Annotated in this window: 23 protein-coding genes; 12 read left to right on the forward strand and 11 right to left on the reverse strand. The window is 60.1% G+C overall.

What is annotated here, in order from left to right; genetic code table 11:
* Window positions 1-172 precede the first annotated feature (172 nt).
* From QYH43_RS22825 to QYH43_RS22835, 3 genes are all read left to right on the forward strand, one after another.
* Window positions 173-409 carry a hypothetical protein gene (locus tag QYH43_RS22825; RefSeq protein ID WP_046818795.1) on the forward strand — a complete coding sequence of 79 codons (237 nt, stop codon included), beginning with the start codon at window positions 173-175 and terminating at the stop codon, window positions 407-409.
* Between the two features lie 239 nt (window positions 410-648).
* Window positions 649-1,713: a hypothetical protein gene (locus QYH43_RS22830; RefSeq protein WP_301158189.1), complete on the forward strand. Its 1,065-nt coding sequence runs from the start codon at window positions 649-651 to the stop codon at window positions 1,711-1,713.
* Between the two features lie 16 nt (window positions 1,714-1,729).
* The gene (locus tag QYH43_RS22835) at window positions 1,730-2,083 is read left to right on the forward strand and encodes a DUF1428 domain-containing protein (protein ID WP_095151525.1); all 354 of its coding nucleotides are present in this window, start codon (window positions 1,730-1,732) and stop codon (window positions 2,081-2,083) included.
* Between the two features lie 14 nt (window positions 2,084-2,097).
* Here QYH43_RS22835 and QYH43_RS22840 read toward each other — a convergent pair whose 3' ends face one another.
* On the reverse strand, window positions 2,098-2,292 hold the full coding sequence (locus QYH43_RS22840; protein ID WP_095058494.1) for a hypothetical protein: 195 nt from the start codon (window positions 2,290-2,292) through the stop codon (window positions 2,098-2,100).
* A gap of 110 nt (window positions 2,293-2,402) precedes the next feature.
* Between QYH43_RS22840 and thpR the strand changes: the two genes are divergently transcribed.
* Window positions 2,403-2,942, forward strand: coding sequence for an RNA 2',3'-cyclic phosphodiesterase (gene thpR / locus QYH43_RS22845; protein WP_095058495.1), 540 nt, complete (start codon window positions 2,403-2,405; stop codon window positions 2,940-2,942).
* Between the two features lie 116 nt (window positions 2,943-3,058).
* On the opposite strand, the gene QYH43_RS22850 is transcribed toward thpR, so the two are convergent.
* From QYH43_RS22850 to QYH43_RS22870, 5 genes are all read right to left on the reverse strand, one after another.
* Window positions 3,059-4,156 carry a polyamine ABC transporter substrate-binding protein gene (locus QYH43_RS22850; protein ID WP_095058496.1) on the reverse strand — a complete coding sequence of 366 codons (1,098 nt, stop codon included), beginning with the start codon at window positions 4,154-4,156 and terminating at the stop codon, window positions 3,059-3,061.
* Window positions 4,157-4,322: 166 nt separating this feature from the next.
* On the reverse strand, window positions 4,323-5,207 hold the full coding sequence (locus tag QYH43_RS22855; RefSeq protein ID WP_095058497.1) for an ABC transporter permease subunit: 885 nt from the start codon (window positions 5,205-5,207) through the stop codon (window positions 4,323-4,325).
* Window positions 5,204-6,085: an ABC transporter permease subunit gene (locus QYH43_RS22860; RefSeq protein ID WP_177408817.1), complete on the reverse strand. Its 882-nt coding sequence runs from the start codon at window positions 6,083-6,085 to the stop codon at window positions 5,204-5,206. Before QYH43_RS22860 ends, QYH43_RS22855 begins: the two co-directional genes overlap by 4 nt.
* Before the next feature lie 29 nt (window positions 6,086-6,114).
* On the reverse strand, window positions 6,115-7,257 hold the full coding sequence (potA, locus tag QYH43_RS22865) for a polyamine ABC transporter ATP-binding protein (RefSeq protein ID WP_095058499.1): 1,143 nt from the start codon (window positions 7,255-7,257) through the stop codon (window positions 6,115-6,117).
* A 328-nt stretch (window positions 7,258-7,585) separates the two neighbouring features.
* Window positions 7,586-8,347, reverse strand: a complete 762-nt coding sequence (locus tag QYH43_RS22870; protein WP_095058500.1) for a gamma-glutamyl-gamma-aminobutyrate hydrolase family protein — start codon at window positions 8,345-8,347, stop codon at window positions 7,586-7,588.
* A 283-nt stretch (window positions 8,348-8,630) separates the two neighbouring features.
* Here QYH43_RS22870 and QYH43_RS22875 point away from each other — a divergent pair, with 283 nt between their 5' ends.
* From QYH43_RS22875 to ppk2, 8 genes are all read left to right on the forward strand, one after another.
* The gene (locus tag QYH43_RS22875; protein ID WP_095058501.1) at window positions 8,631-10,007 is read left to right on the forward strand and encodes a glutamine synthetase family protein; all 1,377 of its coding nucleotides are present in this window, start codon (window positions 8,631-8,633) and stop codon (window positions 10,005-10,007) included.
* 208 nt (window positions 10,008-10,215) lie between these two features.
* Complete coding sequence (locus QYH43_RS22880; RefSeq protein ID WP_095058502.1) at window positions 10,216-11,706, forward strand: aldehyde dehydrogenase; 1,491 nt, start codon at window positions 10,216-10,218, stop codon at window positions 11,704-11,706.
* 51 nt (window positions 11,707-11,757) lie between these two features.
* A complete protein-coding gene (locus QYH43_RS22885) occupies window positions 11,758-13,041 on the forward strand; it encodes an FAD-binding oxidoreductase (RefSeq protein WP_095058503.1) in 1,284 nt (427 codons plus the stop codon).
* A 317-nt stretch (window positions 13,042-13,358) separates the two neighbouring features.
* Entirely contained in the window at window positions 13,359-13,907 is a 549-nt protein-coding gene (locus QYH43_RS22890) for a cupin domain-containing protein (protein WP_095058504.1), read from the forward strand.
* 311 nt (window positions 13,908-14,218) lie between these two features.
* Complete coding sequence (locus tag QYH43_RS22895) at window positions 14,219-14,650, forward strand: anti-virulence regulator CigR family protein (protein WP_095058505.1); 432 nt, start codon at window positions 14,219-14,221, stop codon at window positions 14,648-14,650.
* 117 nt (window positions 14,651-14,767) lie between these two features.
* A complete protein-coding gene (locus QYH43_RS22900) occupies window positions 14,768-15,265 on the forward strand; it encodes a hypothetical protein (protein WP_301158190.1) in 498 nt (165 codons plus the stop codon).
* 321 nt (window positions 15,266-15,586) lie between these two features.
* Window positions 15,587-17,308, forward strand: a complete 1,722-nt coding sequence (locus tag QYH43_RS22905) for a SulP family inorganic anion transporter (protein ID WP_301158191.1) — start codon at window positions 15,587-15,589, stop codon at window positions 17,306-17,308.
* A gap of 58 nt (window positions 17,309-17,366) precedes the next feature.
* Entirely contained in the window at window positions 17,367-18,188 is an 822-nt protein-coding gene (ppk2, locus tag QYH43_RS22910) for a polyphosphate kinase 2 (protein ID WP_095058508.1), read from the forward strand.
* A 51-nt stretch (window positions 18,189-18,239) separates the two neighbouring features.
* Here ppk2 and speF read toward each other — a convergent pair whose 3' ends face one another.
* From speF to QYH43_RS22935, 5 genes are all read right to left on the reverse strand, one after another.
* Window positions 18,240-20,423 (reverse strand): ornithine decarboxylase SpeF, encoded by a 2,184-nt coding sequence (gene speF / locus QYH43_RS22915; protein ID WP_095058509.1) that lies wholly within the window; start codon window positions 20,421-20,423, stop codon window positions 18,240-18,242.
* Between the two features lie 536 nt (window positions 20,424-20,959).
* The gene (locus QYH43_RS22920) at window positions 20,960-22,246 is read right to left on the reverse strand and encodes an FAD-binding oxidoreductase (RefSeq protein ID WP_095058510.1); all 1,287 of its coding nucleotides are present in this window, start codon (window positions 22,244-22,246) and stop codon (window positions 20,960-20,962) included.
* 178 nt (window positions 22,247-22,424) lie between these two features.
* Complete coding sequence (locus QYH43_RS22925; protein ID WP_095058511.1) at window positions 22,425-23,789, reverse strand: glutamine synthetase family protein; 1,365 nt, start codon at window positions 23,787-23,789, stop codon at window positions 22,425-22,427.
* A gap of 321 nt (window positions 23,790-24,110) precedes the next feature.
* Window positions 24,111-25,457 (reverse strand): chromate efflux transporter, encoded by a 1,347-nt coding sequence (chrA, locus tag QYH43_RS22930; RefSeq protein ID WP_095058512.1) that lies wholly within the window; start codon window positions 25,455-25,457, stop codon window positions 24,111-24,113.
* Between the two features lie 144 nt (window positions 25,458-25,601).
* Window positions 25,602-26,453: a CAP domain-containing protein gene (locus QYH43_RS22935; protein ID WP_095058513.1), complete on the reverse strand. Its 852-nt coding sequence runs from the start codon at window positions 26,451-26,453 to the stop codon at window positions 25,602-25,604.
* Window positions 26,454-26,637 lie beyond the last annotated feature (184 nt).

Here is a 26,637-nt window from a genome sequence, read left to right on the forward strand (position 1 = left end):
TCTGCTTTTTATTGTTGGACGTGCAGACCCCCCAGGGGGCGGTGGCTTGAAGTATAGGTGGCATTGCGCGGCTGTCAGGCAAGGCCTCTGGTCTCGCCAATCGGCGCTTTGCAACAGGCTGAACTAGCATGGCCAGAAGGGTTCTGAATTCAGCCTGAGGAGGAATGCAGCCATGACCGAGCGCCATCTGGAACACAAGGAAACGCTGTCGAACGGATGCAGCATCAAAGTCAAAGCCGAGATACTGAAAGACGGTTCGCTGGGAATGTTCATCGGCGTTTATCGGCCGGATGGCACCGCCATCGACGAGAACCACGATCCCAAGCCGCACATGCTGGACATGGAGGCGGCAATGGATTGGGGCATCGATATCGCGAAGGGCATCGGCAATAGCCAGCGAACGCTGTAAGCGCAGTCACACGTGTTTTTCTGCCGTGCAGCCTGAAGAATGAATCGTTCTCGAGTTGTGCGGCGATGCCGAATACAGTTTGGGCCTCGAACAGTTGCTCAAAAGTATTGATCGGCAAGGATAGGCAGCCTCCAGAGCGACGACTTTGCTGAATGGGTGAGGCGCGGCACCTATACTCAGATGAAGGCCTTTTGAGCGTCGGGCATGTCGTTCGGCGCAGACTTTAGAGAACCGCGATCTTGAACCTGCGTTCGCTGATCGTTGTCGTGCTACTGGTGTTGGCGGGATGCGCCACGCCGGAGCGCGCGCAGGTGCAAGTGGCGCCGGTCTTCGTCTCCCCCAGCACCTGGCAACAGGTGGACCGAGAGATCGTCGAGGGCTCGAAGTCAGCGACCGAGCAGACCAAGATCTACGCCCACGGCGCCATGGATTACTGGCGCACGCGGGTCTATCAACTGACTGAAGAGAACTTCATTCCCTGGTTCAGCAGTTACTGGACCCAGGAATGGATCTCGATGAAAGTCAGTTGGTACACCCTCAGCGCCCAGGGCGAGCAGGATGCGTCGGCCAAGCGGTTGGCGGCCTATCTGCTGGAGGCGTATCAGGAAAAAGTCCTGGCCCCGGTGGCGGTCGAGATTGATCCCGATGCGATTCTTGGCAATGCAGCGGCGTTCTACGTGGACATTCTCAAGGAAGAATTGCAGAAGATTTCCAAGCGCCACGGCGTGCCGATGGCCCAATTGAATGGCCGAATCCAGAAAATCCCCGCCATTGCCCTCGGGCCGCCACCGGCGCGCAACGCCTCGCTGTACCAGGTGATGCGCGCCGAACCCTTGAACACGCTGCCGGCTTATGCGGCGCTGATCGATAAGATCCACAAGGCCGGAGGGAACAAGGGTGTCGATTCGACCGATACCGCCATGGCCCCCGTCGCCAAGCGCGCCAGCCAGCAGATAGAGGCGGAAATGGCCCCGCGGGGAGCCGCCAGTGCGGTGGCCGCCGCGGCCGGGAAACTTGCCGGTGGCTTGATCACCGTCGGCGTGGCGGGCATTCGCGCAATCATACGGGCCAACGACCGGCCCGACAGCGAGGCGCTGATCCGTAGCAGCCTGGGCAACACCTTCGACAAGGCCTGGAGAAAGCTGCTGCAGAACCCGACCAGCGGCGTGATGGCCGGGACACTGTACCTGGCGGCGCAAATCGAAGGCAGCCTGGGGGATAGCGTGCAACCGTCGGTCGGGTTGAGTGCCGGCACTGTCGATTGGAGCCCGACGCCAGCGACTACCCAACAGAACACCCCATGACCGAAGGAGAACACTCATGTCTTACGTTGATGGATTTATCGCTGCAGTACCCACCGCCCAGCGCGAGCAATACCTGAAACACGCCGAAATCGCCGCTGCCATCTTCAAGGAAAACGGCGCCCTGAGCGTGGTCGAATGCTGGGGCGACGATGTGCCACAAGGCAAAGTGACGTCGTACCCGATGGCGGTCAAACTCAAGGAAGACGAAACCGTCGCCATGGGCTGGATCATCTGGCCGGACAAGGCGACCCGCAATGCCGGCATGGACAAAATGATGCAGGATTCGCGCATGCAGCCGGACGTCAATCCCATGCCGTTTGATGGTCAACGCATGGTGTACGGCGGGTTTGAAATACTCCTAAAAGCCTGACGCGAGCCACAGGGTCACTCCGCTGCCGGGGTGATCCTGCAACTTTTGCGCTGACGGATTTCGTCGTCCGTCGGCCGTTCGCGAATGAACTCGAAACGTGGCTCGCCTTCGCTGTAATGCACCAGCCAGCCCCATTCCAGCTTGAGCTCATCCTGGCCGGGCGCGGGCGGCGAGGCCCACCATGGCTCTGTGCTGATGATCTGTCGCATGGCCCCCTCCGCGTGATTCGCTTGCTAGAACTATAACGCGCATGCGGCGAGGTGCCAGAAACCCGCTGGCCGGTTGTAAACTCAAGCCATTCCCGCAAGAGATGCCCGGCATGAATGACGAATCCCGCGAGCCGTTCAAGCGGCTGTTCTTTGCCCTCGATTGCCCACCGACGCAGCGCAAGGCCATTGCTCGATGGCGCAGCGCCCTGCAACTGAGGAGCGGGCGGCCGGTGCCGGCGGAAAACTTTCACCTGACGTTGAAGTTTCTCGGTTCGATCGTCGCGGCGCAGGTGGCCGATATTTGCGAGGCGGCGGCGTCGGTGCGCACGTCGGCCGAGTGCTTGACCGTGACGCTTGATCGACTGGATGCCTGGCGCAGGGCAGGGGTGCTGGTATTGGCGCCGGAGCAAGCGCCCCCGGCGTTGTTGCGTCTGGTGTATGACCTGGAACAGGCCTTGTTGCCGTTTGCCCTGGAGGATGCGCCTCGTGAGTTTCGCCCGCACCTGACCTTGGCCCGTGACTTTCGCGCGCCGGTACCCGAGTCCGCCACGGCACCGGAATTTTTCCTGCGTGCCGATCGGTTCACACTGTTCGAATCGCACAAGGGCCGCTATCGGGCGCTGGCCGAATGGCCGCTGGGGACGGCGTAATCCAACACAAAAAAAGGCGCCCGAGGGCGCCGAAATTCACCTAAACCGAGGGAGCCAGGTGAGTGATGCAGCGGTGGTAAGGCGCTGCATGAAAGTCCTCTGGCAGGAAGCGGTGGTTATTTACCCAGCTTCACCTTGGTCCAACCCCGGGTCATGACCCGCTGCACGCCAATCGGCATGTCCGGAATCGCATACAAGGTCGCCATCACTTCCTGGGACGGATACGAACCCGGCTCGTTGCGAATCGCTTCATCCACCAACGGCGTCGCCGCCAGGTTGGCGTTGCTGTAGCCGATGTTGTTGGTGATCTCGGCGATGATGTCCGGGCGCATCAGGAAGTCCATGAACAGGTAAGCCTCCTCGACATTCGCTGCATCACGCGGGATGGCGACCATGTCGTAGAAACTGCCGGCCCCTTCTTTCGGGATGCTGTACTCGATCTTCACCTTGTCGCCGGCTTCCTGGGCGCGGGCCTTGGCCTGCAACACGTCGCCGGAGTAACCGACGGCCACGCAGATGTTGCCGTTGGCCAGGTCAGAGATGTACTTCGACGAATGGAAGTAGGCCACCGACGGGCGGATCTTCATGAACAGCGCTTCGGCTTCGGCGATGTGCGCCTTGTTCTGATCGTTCGCCGGGTAACCCAGGTAGTGCAGGGCGGCCGGGATCATTTCGGTGGGCGAATCGAGGAAGCTGATGCCGCAGGCTTTCAGTTTTTCCGCGTTTTCCGGTTTGAACAGCAAGTCCCAGGAGTTGGTCGGGGCGTTGGCACCGAGCACTTCCTTGACCTTTTCCGGGTTGAACCCGATGCCGATCGAGCCCCACATGTACGGAAAGGCGTGGGCGTTATCCGGGTCGCTGGCAGAGGCGTTTTTCAGCAGGACCGGATTGAGGTTCTTCCAGTTCGGCAGCTTTGATTTGTCCAGTTCCTGATAAACACCGGCCTTGACCTGCTTGGCCAGGAAACTGTTGGACGGCACGACGATGTCGTAGCCGGATTTGCCCGCCAGCAGGCGTGCTTCAAGGGTTTCGTTACTGTCGAACACATCGTAGGTCACGCGGATACCGGTCTCGTCTTCGAACTTCTTGACGGTGTCCGGGGCAATGTAATCCGACCAGTTGTAGACGCGCAGAACCTTGTCATTGGCCTGGGCGCCGGTGGCAATCACGCCCAATAAGGACAGTGTCAGCAGAGTCCTGCCAAACATTTTCATCGGTACAACTCCATTTCTTTTTATACAAAACACAATGCAGTATCACAGCGAATCTGTGGCGAGGGAGCTTGCTCCCGCTGGACTGCGCAGCAGTCCCATCTAATGGGGTCGCTTCGCGACCCAGCGGGAGCAAGCTCCCTCGCCACAAAGAGCAAATCACGGAGCTTTAGGCGATAGCTTCCAGCATTTTCTTTTCAGGTTGCTGCCACGATTCGCTGGCCGTCTGGTCCATCGCTTCCTGGATCGCGCGTTTACGGCTGGCTTCGGCACGGCGGCTGAAGTACCAGACCATGAAGGTCACGATCGAAACCGCCAACAGGATCAGGCTGGCCACGGCGTTGATCTCGGGTTTCACACCCAGCCGCACCGCCGAGAACACTTCCATCGGCAGGGTCGTGGAACCCGGACCCGACACGAAGCTCGCCAGCACCAGGTCATCCAGCGACAGGGCGAAGGACATCATGCCGCCGGCCGCCAGTGACGGCGCGATCATCGGAATGGTGATCAGGAAAAACACCTTGAACGGCTTCGCACCGAGGTCCATGGCCGCTTCTTCGATGGACAGGTCCAGCTCGCGAAGGCGGGCGGAGACGACCACCGCCACATAGGCGGCACAAAACGTGGTGTGGGCGATCCAGATCGTGACGATGCCACGCTCCATCGGCCAGCCGATCAACTGCGCCATGGCCACGAACAGCAGCAACAGCGACAGACCGGTGATCACTTCAGGCATCACCAACGGCGCGGTGACCAGACCACCGAACAGCGTGCGCCCCTTGAAACGCGTTACGCGTGTCAGCACAAACGCGGCCAAAGTACCCAGCGCGACCGCTGCAATCGCTGTGTAGCAGGCGATTTCCAGCGAGCGCAAAACCGAGCCCATCAACTGGCTGTTGTCGAGCAAGCCGGCGTACCACTTGATCGACCAGCCGCCCCACACCGTCACCAGCTTGGAGGCGTTGAACGAGTAGATCACCAGAATCAGCATCGGCAGGTAGATAAACGACAGGCCGAAAATCAGCATGAACTTTGAAAATCCGAAGCGTTTCATCCCCGTGCCTCCATCTCTTTGGCCTGGCTGCGGTTAAACAGCAGAATCGGCACAATCAGGATCAACAGCATCACCACCGCCAGGGCAGACGCCACCGGCCAGTCGCGGTTATTGAAGAACTCTTGCCACAGCACTCGGCCGATCATCAGGGTTTCCGGGCCACCCAGCAGTTCCGGAATCACGAACTCGCCGACCACCGGAATGAACACCAGCATGCAACCGGCGATGATGCCGTTCTTGGCCAGCGGCACGGTGATTTTCCAGAAGCTGTTGAAGGTGCTCGAACCCAGGTCCGACGCGGCTTCCAGCAGGCTCTGGTCGTGTTTGACCAGGTTGGCGTAGAGCGGCAGGATCATGAACGGCAGATACGCATACACCACGCCGATATACACGGCGGTATTGGTGTTGAGGATCTCGATCGGGTGCGAGGTCAGCCCGGTCCACATCAGGAAACCGTTGAGCAAACCGTTGTTGCTGAGGATGCCCATCCACGCGTAAACGCGGATCAGGATCGCGGTCCAGGTCGGCATCATGATCAGCAGCATCAAGACGTTTTGCGCTTCCTTGCTCGCCTTGGTAATGGCGTAGGCCATCGGGAAGCCGATCACCAGGCACATCAGCGTGCTGTAGAGCGCGACCTTCAACGAACCGAGATAAGCGGAGAGGTACAGCTCATCTTCGCCCAGCAAGGTGTAGTTGCCGATGTTCAGCAGCAGGTTGAATTTCTGCTCGGCGTAGGTGTAGATCTCAGAGTAGGGCGGAATGGCCAGCGCGGCTTCCGAGAAGCTGATCTTCATTACCAGGAAGAACGGCAGCAGGAAGAACAGGCACAGCCACAGGAACGGAATGCCGATGACCAGTTTTCGCCCACTGGGCACCAGGCGCAGGAATTGCTGATTGAAGGTTCTCATGCGCGCAGTACCACGCCGCTGTCGTCTTCCCACCACACGTAGACCTGATCGTCCCAGGTCGGACGGGCGCCACGGCGTTCGGCGTTGGCCATGAACGACTGCACGACTTTGCCGCCCGGCAGCTCGACGTAGAACACCGAATGTCCGCCGAGGTAGGCGATGTCATGCACTTTGCCGCTGGACCAGTTGTAACGGGTATCAGGCTTGGTGGTGCTGACCAGCAGTTTTTCCGGGCGGATCGCGTAGGTGATCGACTTGTCCTGCACCGAGGTACTGACGCCGTGACCGACGTAGATCTTCTGCTCCAGGTCGGGGCTGTGGATGATCGCGTGACCTTCCAGGTCTTCGATCACGGTGCCGTCGAAGGCGTTCACGTTGCCGATGAATTCGCAGACCATGCGGCTGACCGGCGCCTCATAAATGTCCACCGGGCTGCCGATCTGGGCGATCCAGCCCAGGTGCATGATCGCAATGCGCTCGGCCATGGTCATGGCCTCTTCCTGGTCGTGGGTCACCATCACGCAGGTCACGCCGACGCGTTCGATGATTTCCACCAGTTCCAGCTGCATTTGTGAACGCAGCTTTTTATCCAGTGCACCCATCGGTTCGTCGAGCAACAGCAGCTTCGGGCGCTTGGCCAGGGAACGGGCCAGGGCCACGCGCTGACGCTGACCGCCAGACAGTTGATGGGGTTTGCGTTTGGCGTATTGGGTCATGTGCACCAGGCGCAGCATCTCTTCAACGCGGGCGTCGATTTCACTGGCGGGCAAACGGTCCTGCTTGAGGCCGAAGGCGATGTTCTGTGCCACCGTCATGTGCGGGAACAGGGCGTAGGACTGGAACATCATGTTGATCGGCCGCTCGTACGGCGGCATGTCGGTGATGTCGACACCGTCGAGCAGAATCCGGCCTTCAGTCGGGCGCTCGAAACCGGCGAGCATGCGCAGCAGAGTCGATTTACCCGAACCGGAGCCGCCGAGCAGGGCGAAGATTTCGCCCTGATGGATCTCCAGGGACACATCGTCCACTGCGATGGTCTCGTCGAATTTCTTGGTGACGCGATCGACTTTCACCAACACCTTTTTCGGTGCCTGGTGACCTTCAAGAGCCTTCCTGTAGATGCTGGAGGCGTTTGCCATGTGAAACTCCCAACAGGTTTCAGTCGCCGGGCCAACGCGGCCCTGCTTAATAGTGGATTGCAAACCCTGCCGGTCGCGGTCCCTTGTAGGAGCTGGCTTGCCAGCGATGGCGGCCTGACAGTCAACACTGATGTCGACTGTCCGGGCCTCATCGCTGGCAAGCCAGCTCCTACAGGGTGACGCACCCACCGGGTTAATTCGGCGCCGCCATCCTGGCTGCCTGGTAGTACTTGTTGTTATCGCAGTGTGTTGCTGACGCGAGCGAGGCACGCAAAAGCGCCTGCCCGCTCGCGCTGGGCAGTTAATCGTTTAGTTTGGGTTTAGGCCGTCAGCTCGAGTGGCGCAGCGCCGCCCGTTGTCGGCACGCATCACCGAACGCCTGGAAAATCCTCAAATAAGGAGGGTTGTCCAGCACCTGCCATTCCGGGTGCCATTGCACGCCGAGGGCAAACGCTTTGCTGTGTTCGGCGGAGATCGCCTCGATCAAGCCATCGGGGGCGACGGCTTCGGCGCGCAGGCCGGGAGCGAGTCGGTCGATGCCCTGACTGTGAATCGAATTGACCTGGAACACCGTCGGCAGATCCAGCGCTTCGAACACGCCACCGGGCTGCACGTTCACCGCATGGGCGGGAGCGTATTGCACGGCCAGGTCCGGATGGTTGGCTTCGCGATGATCGAGCATGCCAGGAAGCTCATGGACCTTCTGATGCAGGCTGCCACCAAACGCCACGTTCATTTCCTGGAAACCACGGCAGATGCCGAGGACCGGAATGCCGGCAGCGATGGCTGCGCGGATCAGGGGCAGGGTGGTGCGGTCCCGTTGTGGATCATGTTCCGTGCCGGGGGCGCTGGCCGGGCCTTGATAGTGGAAAGGTTCCACGTTCGATGGCGAGCCGGTCAGCAACAGACCGTCGAGCTGCGGCAGCAGGTCCTCGATGTCGATCAGGTCGCCCAAGGAAGGAATAACGACAGGCAGCCCCAGCGCCGCAACGCTGACAGCGCGCACGTACTTGTCGCCGCTGATGTGGTAGGGGTGCAGGCCAATCTGTTTGACGCAGGCTGTAACGCCGATCAATGGCTTGAATGCCATTTTTATCACCTCGAAGTTTCACACTTGAACGAGCTTTTCCGGAGCTTAGCCTTGTTGATTTTAATTAACAACTCTCATGTAAAAAATTCTAAACGTCTCCCGTCCGATATTCAGGATCTACGGGCGTTTGGTAGATGATTTGGCACTTGCGCGCCTCTGAATGGCCAGAAAATAAACGCTTTAAGGCCAAGTGTTCGCTATTGACTTCACTTTGCCTTTCGGATTGACTGGACTCGTGAAAGGGCGGTGAACATAATAATTAACAGTAAAAAATAGGTGCATCATGTCGGTCCCTCTGCGTACCGTTCAACTCAACGAAGCAAACGCATTCCTTAAGAAATATCCTGAGGTTTTGTACGTCGACCTTCTGATTGCGGATATGAACGGTGTGGTGCGCGGTAAGCGCATCGAACGCACCAGTCTTCATAAGGTTTACGAGAAAGGCATCAACCTGCCGGCGTCTCTGTTTGCTCTGGACATCAATGGTTCCACGGTGGAAAGCACCGGCCTGGGTCTGGACATCGGCGATGCCGACCGGATCTGCTACCCGATCCCCGGCACCTTGAGCATCGAGCCATGGCAAAAGCGCCCAACCGCGCAACTGCTGATGACCATGCACGAAATCGAAGGTCAGCCATTCTTCGCCGACCCGCGGGAAGTACTGGCCAATATCGTGCGCAAGTTCGACGACCTTGGCCTGACCATCTGCGCCGCGTTCGAGCTGGAGTTCTACCTGATCGACCAGGACAACGTGAACGGTCGTCCGCAATCGCCGCGTTCGCCGGTTTCCGGCAAGCGTCCGATGTCGACCCAGGTGTACCTGATCGACGACCTCGACGAATACGTCGACTGCCTGCAAGACATCCTCGAAGGCGCGAAAGAGCAGGGCATTCCTGCTGACGCCATCGTCAAGGAAAGCGCCCCGGCGCAATTCGAAGTCAACCTGCACCACGTGGCCGACCCGATCAAGGCCTGCGACTACGCCGTCCTGCTCAAGCGTCTGGTGAAGAACATCGCCTACGACCACGAGATGGACACCACCTTCATGGCCAAGCCGTATCCGGGCCAGGCAGGTAACGGTCTGCACGTGCACATTTCGATTCTCGACAAAGAAGGCAACAACATCTTTGCCAGCGAGGATCCCGAGCAGAACGCCGCGCTGCGACACGCGATCGGCGGTGTGCTCGAGACCCTGCCGGCGCAGATGGCGTTCCTCTGCCCGAACGTCAACTCGTACCGTCGTTTCGGCGCACAGTTCTACGTGCCGAACTCGCCGAGCTGGGGCATCGACAACCGCACCGTGGCCGTGCGTGTACCGACCGGTTCACCGGACTCGGTGCGCATCGAACACCGAGTGGCCGGCGCCGATGCCAACCCGTACCTGTTGATGGCATCGGTTTTGGCCGGTGTGCACCACGGCCTGACCAACAAGATCGAGCCGGGCGCTCCGGTCGAAGGCAACAGCTACGAGCAGAACGAACAGAGCCTGCCGAACAACCTGCGCGATGCACTGCGCGAGCTGGACGACAGCGAAGTCATGGCCAAATACATCGACCCGATGTACATCGACGTGTTCGTGGCGTGCAAGGAAAGCGAGTTGGCCGAGTTCGAGAACTCCATCTCGGACCTTGAGTACAACTGGTACTTGCACACCGTCTGACGGCGTTGGCGGTGTACACAAATCTCGTGTGCGCCGCCAACCCTGTAGGAGCTGGCTTGCCAGCGATGGCGTCGTCACAGTCAACATTGATGACGTCTGATCCACCGCAATCGCTGGCAAGCCAGCTCCTACAGGGATCGCATTTCATTTTTTGATTGGGCGGGCGTCCGTCCGACGATCACCTATTCCCCTGCGTCGAGTCACAACCATGACAAACACTCGCAGCGATTGGGAGCAACGCTTCCAGTCCCTCAATATTGAAGGTCGCGCATTCATCGACGGCCAGTACTGCGCAGCCGCCGATGGCGCGACGTTCGAATGCATCAGCCCGGTGGACGGTCGTTTCCTGGCGAATGTCGCCAGCACCGACGAAGCCGACGCCAATGCCGCTGTCGCTGTCGCGCGCCGCACCTTCGAGTCCGGCGTGTGGGCCAACCTGGCCCCGGCCGAGCGCAAGCGCATCCTGATCCGTTTCGCCGACCTGATCCTGGCGAACCGGGAAGAACTGGCCCTGCTCGAAACCCTCGACATGGGCAAGCCGATCAGCGACTCCATGAGCATCGACATTCCGGCGACTGCCAACGCGATCCGCTGGACCGCCGAAGCCATCGACAAGATCTACGACGAAGTCGCCGCGACACCTCAGGACCAATTGGGCCTGGTGACCCGCGAAGCGGTCGGCGTGGTTGCGGCCATCGTGCCGTGGAACTTCCCGTTGATCATGGCCAGCTGGAAATTCGCCCCGGCCCTGGCAATGGGCAACTCGTTCATCCTCAAGCCTTCTGAAAAATCCCCGTTGACCGCGATCCGCATCGCGCAGCTGGCATTGGATGCCGGTATCCCGAAAGGCGTGTTCAACGTTTTGCCGGGCTACGGTCACACCGTCGGCAAGGCGCTGGCGTTGCACATGGACGTCGACGTGCTGGCCTTCACCGGCTCCACGGCGATTGCCAAACAACTGATGATCTACGCCGGCCAGAGCAACATGAAACGCGTCTGGGCGGAAGCGGGGGGCAAGAGCCCGAACGTGGTGTTCGCCGACGCACCGGATCTGCGCGCAGCCGCGCAGGCAGCGGCCAGCGGCATCGCCTTCAACCAGGGCGAAGTCTGCACCGCCGGTTCACGCCTGCTGATTGAACGTTCGATCCGCGAGCAGTTCATTCCGTTGTTGGTCGAAGCGCTGCAAGCGTGGAAACCGGGGCACGCGCTCGATCCTGCAACCACCGTCGGCGCGGTCGTCGACCAGCGTCAACTGGACAACGTGCTGCGCTACATCGGCATCGGCAAAGCGCAAGGCGCCGAACTGATAGCGGGCGGCAGTCGTACCCTCGAAGACACCGGTGGCCAGTACGTGGAGCCGACGATTTTCGACGGCGTGACCAACGCCATGACCATCGCCCAGGAAGAAATCTTCGGTCCGGTTTTGTCGGTGATCACCTTCGACACGGCGGAAGAAGCCCTGGCGATTGCCAACGACAGCATCTTCGGCCTGGCCGCCGGTGTGTGGACCAGCAACCTGAGCAAGGCCCACACCTTCGCCCGTGGCCTGCGTGCCGGCAGCGTCTGGGTCAACCAGTACGACGGCGGCGACATGACCGCGCCGTTCGGCGGGTTCAAGCAGTCGGGTAACGGTCGGGACAAATCGCTGCACGCGTTCGACAAATACACCGAACTCAAAGCGACCTGGATCAAGCTCTGATAACAATAAAGCGACGGTCACCGGCTCTGTCGGCGACCCTCGGAGAAATGTATGAAACAAACGCATGTAAACAGCTACTACGCCGCCACCCGCAACTTCACCGGTGATTTCCCTGTGCTGGAAGGGGTGGTGGATTGCGATGTCTGTGTGATCGGCGCCGGCTACACCGGCCTGTCTTCAGCCCTGTTCCTCGCTGAAGCGGGCTACAGCGTGACCGTGCTCGAAGCCGCCAAGGTCGGTTTCGGCGCCAGCGGTCGCAACGGCGGTCAACTGGTCAACTCCTATAGCCGCGACGTCGACGTGATCGAAGAGCGCTACGGCGACAAGACCGCCGAAATCCTCGGCAGCATGATTTTCGAAGGCGCCGACATCATCCGTCAGCGCATACAGCACTACGACATCCAGTGCGATTACCGTCCCGGCGGCATCTTCGCGGCGATGAACAAGAAACAACTCAATGGCCTGGCCGAGCAGAAGAAGAGTTGGGAGCGCTACGGCAACAAGAGCCTGCAGATGCTCGACGCGGCCGACATCAAGCGCGAAGTCGGTTCCGAAGCCTACGTCGGCGGCCTGCTGGACATGCAGGGCGGCCACATTCACCCGCTGAACCTGGCTTTGGGTGAGGCTTCGGCGATCATCGGCCTGGGCGGCAAGATCTACGAGCAATCGGCAGCGGTGGAAATCACCTACGGCGAGCCGATCACCGTGCGCACCGCCAAAGGCGTGGTGAAGGCCAAGTACCTGCTGATCGCCGGTAACGCCTACCTGCCGCAGGGCCTGGACAACCGCGTGACCAGCAAGAGCATGCCGTGCGGTTCGCAGATCGTCGTCACCGAGCCGTTGTCGGAGCAGCAAGCGCGCAGCCTGATCAAGAACAACTACTGCGTCGAAGACTGCAACTACCTGCTCGATTACTACCGCCTGACAGCGGACAACCGTCTGCTGTACGGCGGTGGCGTGGTCTACGGCGCCCGTGAACCGGACGACATCGAACAACTGATCCGCCCGAAAATCCTCAAGACCTTCCCGCAATTGAAGGACGTGAAGATTGACTACCGCTGGACCGGCAACTTCCTGCTGACCATGTCGCGTATGCCGCAATTCGGCCGTATCGAGAAAAACGCCTACTACATGCAGGGCTACAGCGGCCACGGCGTCACCTGTTCGCACCTGGCCGGCAAACTGATCTCGGAAATGATCCGTGGCGACGCCGAACGTTTCGACGCGTTCGCTTCGCTGCCGCACATGCCGATGATCGGCGGGCGTACCTTCTCGGCACCGCTGACCGCTCTGGGCGCTGTGTACTACTCGCTGCGCGACCGTTTCGGCATCTAAGCTTTGCCTCGCCGGCGGCTTCTGTGCAACAGGAACCGCTGGTTTTTTATGCTTTCCCTGTGGGAGCCAGCCTGCTGGCGATGAGGTCATATCTGCCAAAAAAGATGTCGCCTGACACACCGCTTTCGCCAGCGGGCTGGCTCCCACAGGTTGTGCGACTTCATGGCAAATGGCTATTTTTTCGGCCATTTATCGAACCTGCTGAGCATTACTAGCAAACGTGATTTAATAGCCGCCTTTCACGTTTCCGGGACCGGAAAACGGCGTAATCCGCGCCTGCTCTCCACCCCTCCTACCGGTTGGCGCATAAGGCTGTCATGGATACGGGCTCACGACTCAAATTAGTACGCGAAAGCTACAAACTGTCCCAGCGCGAGCTGGCACGGCGTAGCGGCGTCACCAATGCCACCATCTCCCTGATCGAACAGAATCGGGTCAGTCCTTCCGTCAGCTCCCTGAAGAAATTGCTGGAGGGCATCCCCATGTCCCTGGCCGACTTCTTCACCTTCGATCAGCCGCCCCGCGAACACCAATACATCTTCCGCGCCAGCGAACAACCGGACCTCGGCCGCCATGGCCTGCGCCTGCTGCTGATCGGCGCGTCCGTCCCCAGCCGCCAAATGCGTCTGCTGCGTGAGCAATACGCCCCGGGCGCCAGCTCCGGGGAAGAACCGATCGTGCATGCCGAAGGCGAGGAGTGCGGCCTCGTTACGCGCGGCACCGTGGAATTGACCGTCGATGGCCAGGTCAGCGTGCTCAACGCCGGCGACGGCTATTACTTCCCGACGACCTTGCCGCACCGGTTTCGCAACATCGGCCAGGATGAGGCGGAAATCATCAGCGCGAACACGCCGGCGAACTTCTGATCAATGTAGATCAGTCTTGTACCCCATGATTTTTGTGTAGGAGCGAGCATGCTCGCGATGGACCGCGCAGCCGTCCCATTGGGGCCGCCTCGCAATTCAGCGGGAGCAAGCCCCTCGCCACAGATTCGGTGTTGCGCTTCCTGGATGGTCACGCGCCACCGGCGAAGCCCATGTCGCGAAGGTCGCAATCATGCGGGTCATGGCGGGGTCTCCAGACGGGGTCGTGTGAGCGCAGACGTTCACTTTATGGAACCTACATCATCAGCAGCGTCTAAATTTTAGGGAACTCTCCCTCGATGAAGGAACGACTCATGTCTAAATCTCGCTCATTGATTGCAGCGGTTACCTGCCTGGCGCTGGTCTGCGGGTCAGCCACTGCGTTGGCCGAGCCCGGCAAGGGGCAGGGCAATGGCAACCAGAGCAGTCATGGAAACAAACACAAGAACTCCGGTGGAGACGACTGGAGCCACGGCCCGAGCGTCAATCGCGACAGCGTGTTCGGGATCATTAGCGTGAATCGCGACTACTGGAGCCCAGGCCCTGCCTTGCCACCGGGCATCCAGAAAAACCTCGCCCGCGGCAAGCCGTTGCCGCCCGGTATTGCCAAGAAACTGGACGGTCGGTTGATCGGCAGCCTGCCTCACTATGATGGTTATGAATGGCAGCAAGTCGGCACGGACCTGATTCTGGTCGCGCTGGCCACCGGGCTGATTTATGAAATTCTCGATGGTGCGTTTCATTAGCGTTTGAGCGGCGGATTTGCTTTGCCGTAGTACGGTGCCCGTCCGTCGAAACACTTGAACTGCAAGGGTGATATCGCGTCATACATCAGGCGATATCAAGCCATTAAGGAAGCGATCATGCTTTTAAAAAACAAGAGTCTCGTTGCAGTTATGTCGTGCGCCCTGATGTTGGCAGCTGCCCCGTTGCTGCCTGATGGCGTGTCCTTCATGGGTTCTGCCTACGCCAAAGACGGAGGTGGCGGTGGCGGTGGCGGTGGTAATGGCGGTGGCGGTGGAAACGGCGGCGGTAATGGCGGCGGTAATGGTGCCGGAAACGGTGGCGGCCATGGCGGCGGCAACGGTGGTGGTGCAGGTCACTCCGGCGGCTCTGCCAGCAACGGCCACGGTAAAGGTTTGGCCAGCGACCACGCCGGCAAGGCTGTCCGCGACCATGGCGAAAGCGGAAATCACTACGGCAGTGAGCGCAACGGCGATCGCGGCCATGGCTCGACGACCTCGGCTGTCGCCCATTCCAAAGATACGCGCGGCTTGAGCAAAGCCACGGCTATTTCGGCCACGACCCCGGGTGATCACAACACCAAAGGGTTGACCAAGGCTGGCTCGCTGGACCATTGAGTCAACGCCTGAACTGACCGGACTCCACAAAAAAACCGCATTCGTGCGGTTTTTTTTTGCGCTCCAGAAAATACGCCGTTCATCGCCTCGCAAACCGGCTACATTAGTAATTTGCTGAGCCCTGTAGCTCGCACGTTTGCCGACCTGTTCAACCTCGGTTGTCACTCCCCGCTGCTTGAGTTTCCTGAGACCGAGTTGATTGCCTGCTGGCACACACGATTCGCCGATGAAGCCTTGCAATGGTTACGTGTGCAGTTAAGGGATAGTGCGGCCAACCAAGTTCACTCATTATCCGCATCACGATTTACGACGGAGTTACTCATGGATCAGCAAGGCAGCCATCCGCACGAACGAATTCCTGCGATTCAACGCCGGAGTACCGTGCGCGACCTGCTGATTCCCGAGTGGCTCAGCAACTATCGGTCCGACTGGTTCAGGGGTGACATCATCGCCGGGCTCACCGCCGCGGCGGTGGTGATTCCCAAGGCACTGGCGTACGCCACCATCGCCGGCCTTCCGGTGCAGGTCGGCCTGTACACCGCGCTGGTGCCGATGGTGATTTATGCGCTGCTCGGCAGCTCGCGCCCACTCAGCGTCAGCACCACCACGACGTTGGCCATCCTGGCCGGCTCGGCACTCGGCCAGATCAGCCCCGACGGCGATGCCGCGACGTTGCTCGCGGCGTCCGCTACGCTGGCGCTGATGGTGGGGGCAATCCTGATTGTGGCAGGGATCCTGCGGCTGGGCTTTGTCGCCAACTTCATTTCCGAACCGGTACTGGTGGGGTTCAAGGCCGGCATTGGTGTGGTCATCGTGCTGGACCAGATCCCCAAACTGCTGGGCACCCACATCGACAAGGCCGGGTTTGTGCACAACCTGGTGGCGACCTTTCAAAGCCTCGGACACGCCTCGCTGCCGACCGTGGCGGTGGGCGTGTCCATGGTGCTGTTGCTGATCGGCATGAAGCGTTTTACACCGAAATTACCGGCACCGTTGATTGCCGTGGCGATCGGCATTGTTGCGATGAGCCTGTTGAACCTTGAGCGATTCGGCGTTTCGGCCGTCGGCGCGGTGCCGATTGGCCTGCCGGGTTTGACGATGCCCATCTGGTCGATGGCGGAAGCCCTCTGGCCCTCGGCGTTGGGCATCGCGCTGATGAGTTTTACCGAGACCATTGCTGCAGGACGCGCCTTCGCCCGCAATTACGAGCCAACGCCTCAACCGAACCGTGAGCTGGTTGCCACCGGCGTCGCCAACATCGGCGGTGCCTTTCTCGGCGCTATGGTTGCCGGTGGCGGCACGACCCAAACTGCCGTGAATCGCCTGGCCGGCGCACGCTCGCAACTGGCCGCACTGGTGACCGCGGCGTTGTCGCTGGGCACGTGCCTGTTACTGGCGCCGTTCATTGGCCAGATGCCCAACGCCACGCTCGCTGCGGTGGTGATTGTGTATTCGGTGGGGCTGATCGAACCGGCAGAGTTTCGCGAGATCCTGTCGGTTCGCCGTACCGAATTTGTCTGGGCCGTGGTGGCGATGCTCGGGGTGATGTTGCTGGGCACGCTGCAAGGCATTGTCGTGGCGATTGTCGTCTCGCTGGTGGCGTTGGCCTATCAAGTGTCCGATCCGCCCGTGCATCGCCTGGGGCGCAAACCCGGTACCAACGTCTATCGTCCGCAGTCCGAAGAGACTGCCGAAGACGAACAGTTTGACGGGTTGCTGTTGCTGCGCCCGGAAGGTCGCGTGTTCTTCGCCAATGCCGAGCGTATCGGCGAGAAGATGCGCCCGCTGATCAATGACGCTAACCCCGACGTGGTGATTCTCGACCTGCGCAGTGTGTTCGACCTGGAATACACCGCCTTGAAGATGCTGACCCTGGCGGAGCAGCAAATGCGCGAAAAAGGTATTTCACTCTGGATGGTGGGCATGAGCCCGTCGGTGTGGGACATGGTTATCAAGGCCCCGTTGGGTCGTACGCTGGGCGAGTCGCATATGTTCTTGAACCTGGAGCAGGCGGTCGATCATTACCAGCGCAGTCGACAGTGAATGAGCGTTCGCAAGCGCTCCCCGGACGTATTTTGACGAAATGAACGAGGTATCGGCGATGGCGAAGAAGAAGGCTGAAGCGAAGACCAAGCCTGTTGAAACTGACAAGCTCAAGAACAAGGATTATCTCGAGGAGCTGGCCCGGCTGCATGTCGAACTGGTCAAGCTGCAAGAGTGGGTCAAGCACAAGGGCCTGAAGGTTTGCATCATCTTCGAAGGGCGTGACGGGGCAGGCAAGGGCGGTACGATCAAGGCCCTCACCGAGCGGGTCAGCCCACGGGTTTTCCGGGTCGTGGCCTTGCCGGCGCCGACGGAACGGGAAAAAAGCCAGATGTATTTGCAGCGTTACCTGCCGCATTTACCGGCGGCCGGTGAGGTGGTGATTTTCGACCGCAGTTGGTACAACCGTGCCGGTGTGGAACGGGTCATGGGGTTCTGCACGGAAGAGCAGGTCAGGAACTTCCTCGACAAAGTGGCACCGCAAGTCGAGCATGCGCTGGTCGAGTCGGGGATCATCCTGCTCAAGTACTGGCTCGAAGTCAGCTCTGAGGAGCAGACCCGCCGGCTCACGGCGCGTATCACCGATGGCCGCAAGATCTGGAAACTGTCACCGATGGACATCAAGTCCTATAGCCGCTGGTACGAGTATTCCCGCGCACGTGACGACATGTTCGAGGCGACCGATACCGAATACGCCCCATGGCGGGTTGCCAACTCGAACGACAAGCGTCGGGCGCGACTCAATATCATCAATGATGTGTTGAACAGCATCCCTTACGAGGATGTGCCACGTGAGAAAGTGAAGCTACCAAAACGGCAGGGGCCGGGCGACTACCGCGAGCCGGACTATCCGTACAAGTTCATTGCTGAAAAATACTGACGGTTGTAAATGACAGGAGCCAGGCAATAGCCTGGCTCCTGTGTCACCGCATCAGGCCTTGATTACATAGCCGTAAGCCCGAGTGCGGCCTCCTTCCTGCTTCAAGTACACGCCTTGCAACTCTGGCGTGAAGCCTGGCAAGGCGTTGATGCCTTCTTCCAGCGCCAGGAAATACTTCAGCACCGCACCACCCCAGATTTCGCCGGGCACCACGCACAGCACGCCAGGCGGATAAGGCAGTGCGCCCTCGGCGGCGATCCGGCCGTCTGCATCCGCCAATGCCACCAGTTCGACGTTGCCACGGATGTACTCGTTCTGCGCTTGCTGCGGGTTCATCGCTTTTTTCGGGAAGTGTTCCTTGCGGAACATCGCCTTCTGCAGATGCTGGACGTCGCGCTCGCGGTACAGGTCGTGCATTTCCTGGCAGAGCTGGCGGATGGTGTAGTTGCGGTAGCGTTCCTCGTTCAACCCATAGATCGTCGGCAACACCCGGCTCATCGGTGCGTCATCACTGATGAACCGCTCGAAACGGGCGATCTGCGCGGCGAGGTGGGTCATTTTCGCCCAGTCTTCCGCCGGGGTCAGCAGGAACAGAATCGAGTTCAGGTCGCATTTTTCCGGAACGATGCCGTTCTCGCGCAAGAAATTGGCGAGGATGCCGGCATGGATACCGAAGTCGGTGTAGCTGCCATCGACCGGGTCGATCCCCGGCGTGGTGAACAGCAACTTGCACGGGTCAATGAAGTACTGCTTCTCGGCGTACCCGCTAAAGGCATGCCAGCGATCCTTCGGATGGAACTCGAAGAAGCGCAGGTCATTGGCGATCTCATCCGTTGGATAGTCTTCCCATGCCCGCCCTTCAATCGTGTCGGGCACGAATGGGCGCACCATGGTGCAGGCTTCCAGAATCAGTTTGCGGGCATCGATGCCGAACTTCACGCAGTCCTCCCACAGCCGCAGGCCACTGCGGCCGGCGTGGATACGCGCGTTGACATCCAGCGAGGCGAACAACGGGTAGAACGGGCTCGTCGAGGCCTGGGCCATGAACGAGTTGTTCAGCCGGTGATGGTTGCAGTAGCGGTCCTGGCCCTTGATGTGCCGGTCTTTCTTGTGCACCTGGGACGCCTGGGAGAAACCGGCCTGCTGTTTGTGCACCGATTGGGTGACGAAGATGCCGGGATCGTTTTCATCCAGTTCCAGCAGCAGGGGCGAGCAGTCTTTCATCATCGGAATGAACTGCTCGTAACCGACCCACGCCGAGTCAAACAGGATGTAGTCGCACAACTTGCCGATGCGGTCGACGACCTGCCGGGCGTTGTAGATGGTGCCGTCGTAGGTGCCGAGCTGAATGATCGCCAGGCGGAACGGCCGTGGCAGCTGAGCCTTGTCCGGCGCGACCTCGGCAATCAGTTCACGCAGGTAGTCTTCTTCAAAGCAATGCGAGTCGATCCCGCCGATGAAGCCGTAAGGATTGCGTGCGGTTTCCAGGTACACCGGCGTCGCCCCGGACTGGATCAGCGCGCCTTGGTGATTGGACTTGTGGTTGTTGCGGTCGAACAGCACCAGATCGCCCGGGGTGAGCAGGGCGTTGGTCACCACTTTGTTAGAGGCCGAGGTGCCATTGAGCACAAAATAGGTCTTGTCGGCGTTGAACACTTTCGCCGCATGTTTTTGTGCCAGCAATGCCGGGCCTTCGTGGATCAGCAGGTCGCCCAGCTTGACGTCGGCGTTGCACATGTCGGCGCGAAACAGCGTTTCGCCAAAGAAGTCGAAAAACTGCCGCCCCGCCGGGTGTTTGCGGAAGAATTGCCCGCCCTGGTGGCCCGGGCAGGCGAATGTGGCGTTGGCCGATTCGGTGTACTTTTTCAGCGAGTCGAAGAAGGGTGGCAGCAGGGTTGCTTCATAGGCGCGGGCGGCAGTTTCCAGTTGGTTGCCATGGTATTCGACGTTGGCGCGGGTCCGGTCGAAAATGCCATTGACCTGCAACAGTACGTCTTGCAGGTGTTTGTAGACCTGCCGGGGTTGGGTTTCAACACCGGGGGAGGCAACCAGGAAAATCGGAATATCGAAACCGGTACGTTGGATCGCGTCCAGGGCGCCGGCCAATACATCGGCAACAGAGACCACCGCAACCGCGACGTTGGTGAAGTCGGTGTTGCCGAGCAGGACCACTTCCCGGGCATTCTTGAAACATTCCTGCGCGCCTTCGCTGGCGGCAATCTTCAGGGCTTTCATCGTGGCGTCTCCTGGCGGGCACTCAATTGTCCGCAGCTTTTATAGAGATCAATCTTCGAGGGAGCCTTCCAGTTCCCCTGATCGAAAATCGTGTCACCACTGGTTATAGAGCATTTTCCTGATCTGTCAGGCTTTTACTCTCGTCTGGCGCGGATTGCCGACAGACGCTTGATTCAAATCAACGAAGCCGTGCCGATCAGGCGTGCCCTAGCGCAATGGCAAAAGACACCACGATCATGCAGGCGAAAGCGAAATTGAGATTCATGAGGGTTCCATCCGTCCAATGGGCAATGGCGCCATTTTGAACAGATCGGGAGCAAATAAAAAATTCGGTGTAGTGATTTGAATGATCGAGGGCATTGATACTTGGTGATGTATTTGTGGTGGGGCGGCTGGCCCCATCGCGGGCAAGCCCCTTCCCTCAGGGGATATCGGCCAGACCAAATTTTGTGGTCGACCGGAATCCCTGTAGGAGCAAGCTTGCTCGCGATGAGGCCAGCACAGACAACATCAATGCTGAATATGCAGCAATTGACTCAGCGCAACCGCTCAAGCATCTGGTAGTACCACATGCCCGCCGCCAACATCGGGTTGCCCAGCAGATCACCCATCGGCACACGGATGTGCTGACACGCGGCGAACGTATCGTAATGCTCCATTTGCCCGGTGATCGCCCGGCCCATGATTTCACCCATGATGTGGGTGGTGGCGATGCCATGGCCGGAGTAGCCCTGGCAATACCAGACGTTGTCCGAAAGCTTGCCCAGTTGCGGGATGCGATTGATCACGATGCCCATCGCGCAGCTCCACTGGTAATCGATAGCCACGCCTTTGAGCGCCGGAAACGTCTGTTCGATGCACGGGCGCAACTCGGCGGCGATGTCGCGTGAATCCTTGCCGCTGTAGTTGGCGCCACCGCCGAACAGCAGGCGACCGTCGGCGGTCAGGCGATAGTAGTCGAGCACGAAACGGCAGTCGTACACGGCAAGGTCTTCGGGGTTGATCTGCTTCGCCAGATCGCCCAGCGGCGCGGTGGTGACGATGCCGCCCATGGCCGGGAAAATCTTGCCCTTGAGCTTGCTCGGTTCGAGCTTGTGGTACACGTCGCCAGCCAGCAGCACTTGATTGGCATCGATGCGGCCATGGGCGGTGCGCACGCCCGGCGTGTCGCCATGGATGATTTCCAGCACTTCGCTGTTTTCGAAGATCAATGCGCCCAGGCTTTCGGCCGCCCGCGCTTCACCGATGCACAGGTTGAGCGGGTGCAAATGCATGTTGCGAGTGTTCTTGATCGCGCCGTGATAGAGATCGCTTTGCAGCAGATCGCGTACCTGGCTGCGGTCGAGCAGGCTGACCTCGTCGCCCATGCCACGACGCACCGCTTCGTCGTAATCCTTGCGCAAGCCGTCCATGTGACTGGGCTTGTACGCGGCATGCAAGTGACCGTGCTTGAGGTCGCAGGCGATGCCGTATTTCTCGACCCGCTGCTGGATGATCTGGTGCCCGCGCCAGCGCAGGTGCCAGATGAAATCGTCGACGTCTTCGCCGATGGTGCGGCGCATCTGTTTGCGCATCGCTTCATCGCCCGAGAGGCTGCCGGTGACCTGGCCGCCATTGCGCCCGGTGGCGCCCCAGCCGATTTTATTACTTTCGACAATGGCGACTTTCAGGCCTTTTTCCGCCAGTTCGACAGCGGTGGCGACGCCGGTGAAGCCGCCACCGATGATCACCACATCGACGCGATGCTGACCTTGCAGGGTCGGGTAATCGGTGTCCTGGTTAAGGGTGGCGGTGTAGTAGGAATTGCAGCGTTGTTGGGTCATGTCAGTGTCCAGGGGAAATTGGGAGAACATTGCCAGTCAAGTGAACGCAGCCCTTTGTGGGAGCGAGCCTGCTCGCGATAGCGATCGCCCAGTCAACAATGATGTTGAATGTGGTGGCCTCATCGCGAGCAGGCTCGCTCCCACAGGGATTGAATTGGACCGATTGACGGAGAAGGGCTTACGCTTCAGTCAAATACCAGCGCCAGTCCTGCTCACCCACTTCAGCCATGAACTGCCGGTACTCGGCACGTTTGACCGCCAGATACACCCCCAGAAACTCCTGACCCAATGCATCCCGTGCCCACACCGAATTTTCCAGCGCCGTCAGCGACGTCAGCCAATCGGTCGGCAGCAATTGCGTGGCTTGCGCATAGCCGTTGCCTTCCACCGGATCGCCCGGATCGATATTTTCGCTGAAGCCCCGATGGATCCCCGCCAGAATGGCCGCCGCCGCCAGATACGGGTTGGCGTCGGCGCCGCAGATGCGGTGTTCGATGTGGCGGCTGTTGGCCGGGCCACCCGGCACGCGCAGGCTGACGGTGCGGTTGTCGACGCCCCAGGTCGGTGCCAGCGGTGCGTAGCTGTTGGCCTGGAAACGCCGGTACGAGTTGGCGTTAGGGCAGAACAGCAGCAAGGAATCGAGCAACGACGCCAGCATGCCGCCGATGGCGGTGCGCAACAGCGGTGTACCGGCCGGGTCTTCGGACGCAAACAGATTGCGACCCTCGGCATCGGCGATGCTGACGTGCATGTGCATGCCGGTGCCCGCCAAGTGATCGAACGGCTTGGCCATGAACGTTGCCTGCATGCCGTGCTTGTGGGCGATGGCTTTCACCAGACGCTTGTAGCGCACCGCTTGGTCCATCGCTTCGAGGGCATCGCCATGTTCCAGGGTGATTTCCACCTGGCCCGGTGCGTACTCGGAAATCGCCGTGCGTGCCGGAATGCCGTGGAGCTTGCATACCGCATACAGGTCGGCGAGGAACGGTTCGATCTGCTCCAGTTCGCGCAGGCCATACACCTGCGTGTGTCGCGGTCGACCACCGTCCGCGTCCAGCGCCGGTTGTGGGCGTCCATTGTGGTCGCGCTTGGCGTCCAGCAAGTAGAACTCCAGTTCGCAGGCCATCACCGGGTAGTAACCCTCGGCTTTCAGACGGTCGATCACATTGATCAGCAGGTGACGCGGGTCGGCGATGCTCGCCGGCATGCCTTCTTCAGGGTGCATGCTGACCTGCACGGCGGCGGTCGGAATCTGCCGCCACGGCAAGCGCACCAGGCTGCCTTCGAGCGGGTAAGCGCGGCAATCGATATCGCCCACGTCCCAGACCAGCCCGGAGTTTTCGACGTCCTCACCCTGCAAGGTCAAACCGAGGATGGTGCTGGGCAGCGGACGGCCGCTTTCGTAGACCGCCAGCAGTTCTTCACGGTGCAACAGCTTGCCGCGTGGCACACCGTTGGCGTCAAGAATGAACAGCTCGATCATGTCGATATCGGGGTTGTCGGCCAGAAAGCGTTTGGCGTCTTCAAGGGCTGCGAATTTCATTGTTCGTCACTCACGTTGGCGTCCTGCGGACGCACGGATTCGGGCCTCGGCACGACGACGGATGCAAAGATCCGGGGCATGCAGGCAAAGGATTAGCGAGGGAGGGGGCTCGACGCGTTGGGGACGCGCTTAGACGAGCAGGGTGCTATCCGGCGGACGTGCGGAGTGACGAAGTTTGGAACGGCTCAAGGCCATGGGCAGGTTGACAATGCGGTTCATAGCGAGTGTTTCCAGCATTGGAAATCGTCGGCGGCAAGTGTGACAAGCCATCCGGTCGTGGCTGGATACTAGGGGGGAAAGCGGCGCGTGTAAACGTCTCATTCATTGCATCAGGTGCACACCCAGCCCGATCACCCCACAACCGATCAACACTTCGATCACGCCGCGCTTGAACCGCAGCAACGCAACGGCCGCGGCTATTGCTATCAGCGCCGAAGGCCAGTCGAGGTTTCCACTGAAACCGTTCGGCCACAGCACGTGATAAGCAAAAAAACACGCGAGATTAAGAATCACCCCGACCACCGCGGCGGTGATCGCTGTCAGCGGAGCGGTGAACTTGAGTTCGTTGTGCGTCGACTCCACCAGCGGGCCACCGGCGAGAATGAACAGGAACGAGGGCAGGAAGGTGAACCAGGTCACCAATGTGGCCGCGAGCGCACCGGCGATAAACGCCTGGTCCGGGCCGAATACCTCAAGCACATACCCGCCGATGAAACCGACAAACGCCACCACCATGATCAGCGGCCCGGGGGTGGTTTCGCCGAGCGCCAGGCCGTCGATCATCTGCGTCGGCGTCAGCCATCCATAGTGGCCGACCGCGCCCTGGTACACATACGGCAGCACCGCGTAGGCGCCGCCGAAGGTCAGTAGTGCCGCTTTGGTGAAGAACCAGCCCATTTGCGTCAACGTGCCTTCCCAGCCAAATAGGGCGGTGAGTGTGGCCATGGGCAGTGTCCACAAAATCGCACCGACAACGGCCAGGCGTGCCAGTTTCAAACCACTGAACCGGGCGTGTTCAGGCGGTGGGGTGTCGTCGTCGATCAACGCCGGGCCGAAGGTTTTTTGCGCAGCGCTGTGTCCGCCGGTCCTGAACTTTTCAGGGGCCAGTCGCCCGCCGAAATAGCCGATCACCGCAGCCGCCAACACGATCAGCGGAAACGGCACATTGAGCACGAAGATGGCCACGAAGGACGCCGCAGCGATGCCCCACAGCCAATTGTTTTTTAGCGCCCGCGAGCCGATCCGGTGAGCCGCCTGCACCACAATTGCCGTCACCGCCGGCTTGATCCCATAAAACAGACCGGCCACTACCGGCACGTCACCGAAGGCGACGTACACCCAGGACAGGGCGATCAGAATGAACAGCGACGGCAACACAAACAGCACACCAGCAATCACACCGCCCCAGGTTCGGTGCATCAGCCAGCCGATGTAAGTCGCCAGCTGTTGCGCCTCGGGGCCGGGCAGCAACATGCAATAGTTGAGCGCGTGCAGAAAGCGTCGCTCGGAGATCCAGCGCCGCCGTTCGACCAACTCCTGGTGCATGATCGAAATCTGCCCGGCCGGCCCGCCGAAACTGATGAAGCCCAGCTTGAGCCAGAACAGAAACGCTTCACGCAGGCTGATGGCTTGGGGTGTCGACAGATCCTGTTCCGAGGTCGGCTTCAAACGTTTTTCCCTTAGAAGCGCGGTGGTTGAACCACCGCTCATATTCATCAAACGGCGCAGACTGAAAGCAACGGGAAACGGCGCGCAATCACTGTTGATGAGCGGGTCATCGACGATGGTCCATGAAGCATGCCGTCACCGCCGTCACTGCGCCCCAAACATCACCGTCCAGTAAATCCCGCCGTCGCTTTTCGGATCGGTCGCATACGCCGCACCCAACTCGCGAAACTGCGGATTCATCAGGTTGGCGCAATGACCGGCGCTGGCCAACCAGCCATCGACCACCTTGCGCACGCTGTCTTGCCCGGCAGCGATGTTTTCGCCGATTTGCTGAAAGTCATAGCCCGCCAGTTCTGCGCGATCGCCCGGTGTGCGGCCGTCGCGATCCCTGTGGTCAAAGTAGTTGTTGTTGGCCATGGACCGCGAGTGGGTCTCGGCGGCCGCCGCCAGTGTGGCGTTCCAGGTCAGCGGTGTGGTGGCCGCAAAGGATTGCGTGCCGCACTGGGTGGGGCGGGAGCGGGCTGTGTTGAGTTCGGCCAGCAGTTTCTGGCCTTCGGTTTGCCAGTCGCCCAGGCGTCCGCTCAACAGAGGGCGCGCCAGGGTAATGCGCCATTCACGGTCCTGGCGGCTGATGCCGACATCGACGAATTGCGGGTCCAGCACGATCTGGCAAAAACTTTCCTGGATGGCTTTCATGGCCGACGGCGCATCACGCGGCCCGGTCAGGCTGATCGCCTGCACGTTCTTCATCGGATAACCGGCCGAGGCCATGGCCTGCTGCAGATTGCCGACGCTGGTGGCGGACAGCACCAGGCGTGGATCGGCGGACAGTGGCGGCAATTCCGACGAGGCCTGGCCGGCACAGCGCTGCGGTTGGCTGCGGTACTGGTTGATCGCTTCAATCAACTGCGACTCGTCGCTGGCCACCGCTGAGGCGGCGAACACCAGGCCCAGTGACAAACCGGCAAAACGCAGCGCGGATGAAATCAAACGCATGGGAATCCCCTTTGAACTGACTGCGCCCATGATGCGCGAAGTTACCCTCTTCAGGGCAACGGATTTTCCAAGTGTAGTGGGGTCAGGTGCAATCATTTCACTACTACACTGAAGCGACATCGCCCACAGGGTTGCGCCCATCCATGCGCCGTCACTGGATCGCCGCTTGCCTTGCCATCACACT

This window comes from Pseudomonas sp. C32, assembly GCF_030417915.1.
Classification (GTDB): Bacteria; Pseudomonadota; Gammaproteobacteria; order Pseudomonadales; family Pseudomonadaceae; genus Aquipseudomonas.

What these genes read in the sequence shown, in the direction of transcription:
- QYH43_RS22825 (WP_046818795.1), top strand. Translation starts at nt 173, where the DNA reads ATGACCGAGCGCCATCTGGAACACAAGGAAACGCTGTCGAACGGATGC.
- QYH43_RS22835 (WP_095151525.1), top strand. Translation starts at nt 1,730, where the DNA reads ATGTCTTACGTTGATGGATTTATCGCTGCAGTACCCACCGCCCAGCGC.
- QYH43_RS22840 (WP_095058494.1), bottom strand. Translation starts at nt 2,292, where the DNA reads ATGCGACAGATCATCAGCACAGAGCCATGGTGGGCCTCGCCGCCCGCG.
- thpR (WP_095058495.1), top strand. Translation starts at nt 2,403, where the DNA reads ATGAATGACGAATCCCGCGAGCCGTTCAAGCGGCTGTTCTTTGCCCTC.
- QYH43_RS22850 (WP_095058496.1), bottom strand. Translation starts at nt 4,156, where the DNA reads ATGAAAATGTTTGGCAGGACTCTGCTGACACTGTCCTTATTGGGCGTG.
- QYH43_RS22855 (WP_095058497.1), bottom strand. Translation starts at nt 5,207, where the DNA reads ATGAAACGCTTCGGATTTTCAAAGTTCATGCTGATTTTCGGCCTGTCG.
- potA (WP_095058499.1), bottom strand. Translation starts at nt 7,257, where the DNA reads ATGGCAAACGCCTCCAGCATCTACAGGAAGGCTCTTGAAGGTCACCAG.
- QYH43_RS22870 (WP_095058500.1), bottom strand. Translation starts at nt 8,347, where the DNA reads ATGGCATTCAAGCCATTGATCGGCGTTACAGCCTGCGTCAAACAGATT.
- QYH43_RS22875 (WP_095058501.1), top strand. Translation starts at nt 8,631, where the DNA reads ATGTCGGTCCCTCTGCGTACCGTTCAACTCAACGAAGCAAACGCATTC.
- QYH43_RS22880 (WP_095058502.1), top strand. Translation starts at nt 10,216, where the DNA reads ATGACAAACACTCGCAGCGATTGGGAGCAACGCTTCCAGTCCCTCAAT.
- QYH43_RS22885 (WP_095058503.1), top strand. Translation starts at nt 11,758, where the DNA reads ATGAAACAAACGCATGTAAACAGCTACTACGCCGCCACCCGCAACTTC.
- QYH43_RS22890 (WP_095058504.1), top strand. Translation starts at nt 13,359, where the DNA reads ATGGATACGGGCTCACGACTCAAATTAGTACGCGAAAGCTACAAACTG.
- QYH43_RS22895 (WP_095058505.1), top strand. Translation starts at nt 14,219, where the DNA reads ATGTCTAAATCTCGCTCATTGATTGCAGCGGTTACCTGCCTGGCGCTG.
- QYH43_RS22900 (WP_301158190.1), top strand. Translation starts at nt 14,768, where the DNA reads ATGCTTTTAAAAAACAAGAGTCTCGTTGCAGTTATGTCGTGCGCCCTG.
- QYH43_RS22905 (WP_301158191.1), top strand. Translation starts at nt 15,587, where the DNA reads ATGGATCAGCAAGGCAGCCATCCGCACGAACGAATTCCTGCGATTCAA.
- ppk2 (WP_095058508.1), top strand. Translation starts at nt 17,367, where the DNA reads ATGGCGAAGAAGAAGGCTGAAGCGAAGACCAAGCCTGTTGAAACTGAC.
- speF (WP_095058509.1), bottom strand. Translation starts at nt 20,423, where the DNA reads ATGAAAGCCCTGAAGATTGCCGCCAGCGAAGGCGCGCAGGAATGTTTC.
- QYH43_RS22920 (WP_095058510.1), bottom strand. Translation starts at nt 22,246, where the DNA reads ATGACCCAACAACGCTGCAATTCCTACTACACCGCCACCCTTAACCAG.
- QYH43_RS22925 (WP_095058511.1), bottom strand. Translation starts at nt 23,789, where the DNA reads ATGAAATTCGCAGCCCTTGAAGACGCCAAACGCTTTCTGGCCGACAAC.
- QYH43_RS22935 (WP_095058513.1), bottom strand. Translation starts at nt 26,453, where the DNA reads ATGCGTTTGATTTCATCCGCGCTGCGTTTTGCCGGTTTGTCACTGGGC.